The sequence below is a fragment of the Pseudomonas sp. ICMP 8385 genome, assembly GCF_002699915.1.
Lineage (GTDB): Bacteria > Pseudomonadota > Gammaproteobacteria > Pseudomonadales > Pseudomonadaceae > Aquipseudomonas > Aquipseudomonas gessardii.
The window spans coordinates 1-6415 of record NZ_LKBY01000162.1 but is presented as its reverse complement, the minus strand read 5'-3'; the positions used below and the strand labels follow the sequence as shown (position 1 = coordinate 6415).

Annotated in this window: 2 protein-coding genes and 2 pseudogenes; 3 read left to right on the top strand and 1 reads right to left on the bottom strand. The window is 54.2% G+C overall.

Annotated elements, in window-relative coordinates; translation table 11 throughout:
* Positions 1 to 792: 792 nt before the first annotated feature.
* The 3 genes and pseudogenes from ltrA to AO268_RS31085 all read left to right on the top strand — a co-directional run.
* A pseudogene (ltrA, locus tag AO268_RS31095) lies at positions 793 to 2681 on the top strand (group II intron reverse transcriptase/maturase); the annotation flags it as partial.
* A 293-nt stretch (positions 2682 to 2974) separates the two neighbouring features.
* On the top strand, positions 2975 to 4504 hold the full coding sequence (gene tnpC / locus AO268_RS31090; protein ID WP_099170813.1) for an IS66 family transposase: 1530 nt from the start codon (positions 2975 to 2977) through the stop codon (positions 4502 to 4504).
* 56 nt (positions 4505 to 4560) lie between these two features.
* A complete protein-coding gene (locus AO268_RS31085; RefSeq protein WP_099170810.1) occupies positions 4561 to 5178 on the top strand; it encodes a hypothetical protein in 618 nt (205 codons plus the stop codon).
* 255 nt (positions 5179 to 5433) lie between these two features.
* On the opposite strand, the pseudogene AO268_RS32575 reads toward AO268_RS31085, so the two are convergent.
* Positions 5434 to 6049: pseudogene (locus AO268_RS32575) on the bottom strand (IS1595 family transposase); the annotation flags it as partial.
* Between the last annotated feature and the right edge of the window lie 366 nt (positions 6050 to 6415).

Sequence of the window (6415 nt, the reverse complement as noted above, 5' to 3'; positions counted from 1 at the left end):
GGCATGGTGCGACACGAGACCGTGTACTCACTATCAAAGGTTAACAATTGAGTACATGTCGCAACTCTGAGTCTCATTGCTCAGCCCTGCTTTATGGGGTACCGAGCCTGATGTGTATCCATCAGTTCACTAGATCGGCATGCGTCAGGAGCTAATCTTGGTGTGTGAAGCCCGATCAACAATGTCTCTCTCGCAAGAGCGCGCAGGCCGGTAACGGGATGTGCGGGACAACCGAGTTGCACGGTAGTGCGGAGGCTAGTGACCCAACCTGCATGGCTAACATATGTGAATCGTCGACAGAACCCTCGTTAGGATTGTCGGGCCTACGGCAATTATCGGCCCCAGCCAAATAGGCATTACAGCAAGTCATTCCTGTCATGCAAAGGGATGCGGTACTACGAACGCTGTCGGGGGATAGACGAAGCCTAACCAGCGAATTGATGCGACTCAGGGAACGTGGCAATCCCGACCACTCGCCTTCTCAGAGAAATCAGGAAGGCAGACTTTCCGCAAGGGACGTTGATGGGTGTGGGGAATAGGAGGATGCAAAAAGCGAAGGGCCGCCTGTAACGGGCGGCATACCGGTTTTAACATTACCGGCAGGGGCAACCCTGGCTGACGTGCATCTGGTTTACGAGCGCATAGAAACTGTTGATTCCATCGAATTACGAAGTATTACGCGGAAACACATTAAGAGTATCTGTGGAAATAATCTATAAACTCGAACAGGACTGTATGAATACCCAACCGTCAACTTCGGTTGCGTCTACGTCCTTGGACGGCTCCGTGAGTTGGCCCGGTCTAGACTGGGCAACAATTCAAGCTTCCGTTCGGAAAACGCAGTTGAAAATCGCGCAGGCAACAAGGAAGGCGGACTGGCGAAAGGTGAAGCGTCTTCAACGGTTGTTAATCCACTCGTTCCATAGTCGGTGTTTAGCCGTGCGGCGAGTAACGGAGAACCGAGGGCGCCGCACCCCAGGGATCGATGGTGAAACATGGGAGACGCCGTTAGCCAAACTTCGAGGTGTGAAACTCCTCTCGAGGAGGCGGGGTTACTGTTCTAAACCTTTGAGGCGGGTGATGGTGAAACATGGGAGACGCCGTTAGCCAAACTTCGAGGTGTGAAACTCCTCTCGAGGAGGCGGGGTTACTGTTCTAAACCTTTGAGGCGGGTGTGGATACCCAAACCTGGGAGACAGGAGAAACGTCCACTCGGAATTCCGACGATGTTGGACAGGGCTATGCAAGCGCTTCATCTAATGGCGGTGTGGATACCCAAACCTGGGAGACAGGAGAAACGTCCACTCGGAATTCCGACGATGTTGGACAGGGCTATGCAAGCGCTTCATCTAATGGCGGTTGAACCCGTCGTAGAGAGCCAGAGCGATCCTCGCAGCTACGGCTTTCGACCAGATCGCTCGACGGCCGATGCGATGGTAGAGCTGTTCCATTTGCTGGCACCTCAAGTGGCCCCTACATGGATTTTGGAAGGGGACATCAAAGGTTTCTTCGATAACATCAGTCATGATTGGCTATGTCAAAATATCCCTATGGATAAGACGATATTGCGAAAATGGCTGAAAACCGGGGTTGTTGACCAAGCGCATTTCGTTGCTACGGACGCAGGTACGCCACAAGGCGGTATCATTTCGCCCTGCCTCGCAAACGCCACCTTAAATGGTTTAGAATTTTTACTAAAAGACCACTTGAAAAAGCGCTTTGGCGCCTTGGTAGCTAAGAAAACCAAAGTTCAAGTTGTGCGCTACGCAGATGACTTTGTGGTAATGGCAAACTCGAAAGAGTTGCTTGAAAACGAGGTCAGGCCTTGGATTGAGCAATTCCTGTTTGCACGTGGGGTTGCGCTATCCCAGGATAAAACGCACATCGTACATATCCATCAAGGATTTGATTTTCTTGGGTGGAATTTTAGGAAGTACGTTCCGAAGTCGTCGAAAAGAAAAGCAAAGCTGATGATCAAGCCTTCGAAGAAAAATGTATCAGCGTTCTACCGAAAAGTGCGAGATATCATAAAAAATAGCGGAGCGCTTACCCAAGACGCACTGATGGGACGGCTTAACCCTGTACTGCGAGGATGGGCACAATACCATTCCCCGGTTGTGGCGAAAGCCACCTTTAGTAAGCTGGATAATCTAATATTCTGGCGTATTTTTAGGTGGGCAAAGCGACGGCATCCGAGGAAGTCTGTTGGCTGGATTAAGCGACGATATTACTGCTCCGAAATTCATCGGGCATTTGTGCACCCATTAAAGGGGCCCGACGGGATGGTAAGGTTTCGCCAACTATACATGCTGGCGGACACCGCAATCGTTCGTCACAAGCGTTTACCGCTTGCGTATCAACCGTACGATGCAGAACAGGAGTTCAAATGGGAGGCATTAAGGGTTCAGCGGATGCTGCACAAGCTTCGTTATCGACGGCAGATACATAGCCTTTTCAGGCGGCAACAGGGTATATGTGCCTTATGCGGGCATGCCATCAGCAAGGATACCGGCTGGCATGATCACCATGTTGTCAGGCGGGTGGATGGCGGCTCTGATAAGTTAGAAAACCGCGCACTGCTTCATCCCGACTGTCACTTGCAGTGCCATGAACTGGGACTCAACAAGCCACTTCAGTATAACGGTTTGCAAAAAACCACCTTCCGCGTAACCGGCCAGTGATGCACTGGCTTTCGTAAGCTTGAGCCGTATGCGGGGAAACTCGCACGTACGGTTCTGAGGGGGCTGCGGATCAGTAATGATCTGTGGCTTCTTTCGTAAGCTTGAGCCGTATGCGGGGAAACTCGCACGTACGGTTCTGAGGGGGCTGCGGATCAGTAATGATCTGTGGCTACCCGACACTTCCTTGCCCAACCTCGATCAGATGACCCCCGACCAACTGCGTGCATTCGCGGCGCAGTTGCTGTCGCAGGTTGATTCTCTCTCCCGACACTTCCTTGCCCAACCTCGATCAGATGACCCCCGACCAACTGCGTGCATTCGCGGCGCAGTTGCTGTCGCAGGTTGATTCTCTCGGGCAGCAAGTCGACAGGATGGGCAAGAAGAACGACCGCGACCAAACCATCATCGAGCAACTCACCCACGAAATAGCCTGGTTCAAACGTAACAAGTTTGCCAAGCGCAGTGAGCAATTGAGTCCTGCTCAGGGCAGCCTGCTCGACGACCTGCTTGATACCGACATCGCGGCCATCGAAGCCGAGCTGAAAGCGTTGAATCCGCCGGCTGCGCCGGCCGAACCACGCAAGCAACCCAAGCGTGTTCCTTTGCCTGCGCAATTTCCGCGCACCGTGATTTATCACGAACCCGACAACACCCAATGCCCCTGCGGCTGCCAGCTCCAGCGGATCGGCGAGGACGTCAGCGAGAAGCTGGATTACACGCCGGGCGTGTTCACCGTCGAGCAACACGTGCGTGGGAAATGGGCCTGCCGCGAGTGTGAAACGCTGACTCAGGCACCGGTTCCGGCCCAGGTAATCGACAAGGGTATACCGACCGCAGGGCTGCTGGCTCACGTGATGGTGGCCAAATTCGCCGACCATTTGCCGCTGTACCGGCAAGAGAAAATCTTTGGCCGCGCAGGCCTGGCTATCGCCCGCTCGACACTGGCGCAATGGGTTGGCCAAACCGGTGTGCAGCTCCAGCCCCTGGTTGATGCGCTGCGCGAAGCGGTACTTGCCCAAGGCGTGATCCACGCAGACGAAACCCCGGTACAGATGCTCGCCCCGGGTGAGAAGAAAACCCATCGTGCTTATGTCTGGGCCTACTGCACTACGCCGTTTTCGGCGCTCAAGGCAGTGGTTTACGACTTCAGTCCGAGCCGTGCGGGCGAACATGCACGCAGCTTCCTTGGCCCGTGGAACGGCAAGCTGGTGTGCGACGATTTCGCCGGCTACAAAGCAAGCTTCCAGCAAGGCATCACCGAAATCGGCTGCATGGCCCACGCCCGCCGCAAGTTTTTCGATCTGCACGCAACGAACAAAAGCCAACTGGCCGAACAGGCGCTGCACTCAATTGGCAGCTTGTACGAAATCGAACGACAAGCTCGGGAAATGACCGACGAAGATCGCTGGCGAATACGTCAGGAAAAAGGGGCGCCCATTATCGACGCACTACATACCTGGATGATGGCCCAGCGCGACCTTGTGCCCGAAGGGTCGGCTATCGCCAAAGCTCTGGATTACAGTCTCAAGCGCTGGACTGCACTGACTCGATATGTCGAGGATGGCGCCGTGCCCATAGATAATAACGCGGTCGAAAATCAGATAAGGCCGTGGGCGCTTGGACGCTCGAACTGGTTGTTCGCCGGGTCACTACGCAGCGGCAAACGGGCAGCAGCAATCATGAGTTTGATCCAGTCGGCGCGGCTGAATGGGCACGATCCGTATGCCTATCTCAAAGATGTGCTGATGCGGCTGCCGACACAACGAGCGAGTGAGATCGGGCAACTGCTGCCGCATCAGTGGGTGGCGGCAGAAACCACGTAAGCCCCCGATGCTTTGAGACTTACAAGGATGGCGCAATTAACGGAGTAGTCATAACGATGATTTTGGTTGTTGAAGGTATCAGCGCCAGCGGGAAAACCACTTGGTGCGCTAAGCATGGAGGGCAACATGTCATTCCTGAAAACGGCCGTTTTGAAAACGAGCCGGATCGGATAAAGGATCCAGCTGGAGCAGCAGCTTTTTGGGCAGAGCGAAACGTGGATCGCTGGCAAACGGCGCTGGCCATGGAAGACATTTCTTCGTGGGCTTTGTGTGACAGTGACCCCCTCAAACTCCACTACATTTGGAGTCTTTGGCAGATCGGCGAGGCGAGCGAACACGACTGGCAAATAGAGTTGGACGCCACAAGAGAAACGATCGCACAAGGACGTATTGGCTTTGCTGACTGTTACATTGTTGGCCGCATAGACCCTCAGCTCGCGCGAGAGCGAGCCAAAGCTGACACCACCCGCCGACGGAGTAGATTCGAGCTACACGTGCGCCTCCAACAAGCTCTGCTGACCTGGTACTCAGCTATGGATGAAGTGCTTCCCGGCAGAGTGCGATTCGGTTTTCCTTCAGAAATGCCAACCTTGAAAAGCCTTGATGGAAGATATGCGGTGGCGGCCTTTGATCAAATGATCGCATCGCTCCCGCGACCTACTCACTCCTCTTAGCGAGACGGAGCCTTATATGGCAGTTGGAAGCGGATCGATGTGAGGGCGAAGTAAAGATGTGTTCGCCATCCGCTTACAAATCGGCTGCGTAGAATAATATAGCGGCCAGCGTTAGGAAAGCGACTAAGAAGGAGCACTCCGACGCTCTATAATCACCTAAATTTTTCTCTACCACTGTCCTATGTCACGGTTGATCTTTCTCACTGACCCAATAAATTTAGGCTCTGTTCGCGTTCGCCGTGGGCTATCCCATGGGGCATGCCGGAGCCAGGTCTCGGCACTGAGATCTTTGCCAGCACGTTCCAGTAATCGCCGCCAGCCCAAGTAATTGGGTAAATAGCAGGTGGCTACGCCATTGAAGCGGCGCATTCACTGCTTCAAGCGCGAGTCGTAGGCGTTCACATGCTGGATATGAAAGACGCGTTGCCTGACCCGCGCACCCTGCGCCAGGTTCAACGGCTCATGCGCGATTGCTTCTGCCTTGGTAACTGCGAGATATACGCCAGCACCATCGGTGCATAGCACCGACTCAGGGGGCAGCAATTGCGGCAGCAGGCTCCCTAGCGTCTGTTTATCAACCTTAGGAAGGACAGCATCATAATGCTTGCCTTGCCGATCCTGGACGACCAGCACCGGGATTTGCTCGACAGACAGGCCGCGTTTTTTGGCTCATCCGCCACGATGTCGGGCCTGGCGTGGCAGCTCACGCTGACCTTTGAAGGACTCCAAGAAGTAGGTCTCGTCAGCCTCGACGATATTCTCCAGTTCGGTATCGTTTTCGCTGGCTGGAAGCGCCAACATCCCGGTGGCGTCAGCAGAATGAGGTGGTGCGATCCACTCCAGACTCCCGAGCAGCCTTACGTACTACAAGGGCTTCCCCATTGAGCGCAAGCGCAATAGCGATTTAGTTGTCTACTGCTGCGCATGCCGGATCGACGTAAGAAGGTGAAGGACTGCGGTACTACAAACGGTCATATTGAGCTGATGGCTCGGACCCTGATGAAAGACGCACGTGAGGGCCTCGTTCGCTAACCGGGACTGAATTCCCCATACGATTTTCAGGTATACCCCACGTAGGTCCAACCCGCTTCACATCAACGACGGCAGTGCACATTGATCTTCTTTTTATCTGCTCATGGTTCCACCGTGACGCCTTAAAAGTTGAGCAATAGGAAGCCAGGGCCTACGCACCAGTTGGTTCTACCTGCTCAAGCTTGAACGTGTCGCCGTAATGCAG

What these genes read in the sequence shown, in the direction of transcription:
- tnpC (WP_099170813.1), top strand. Translation starts at nt 2,975, where the DNA reads ATGACCCCCGACCAACTGCGTGCATTCGCGGCGCAGTTGCTGTCGCAG.
- AO268_RS31085 (WP_099170810.1), top strand. Translation starts at nt 4,561, where the DNA reads ATGATTTTGGTTGTTGAAGGTATCAGCGCCAGCGGGAAAACCACTTGG.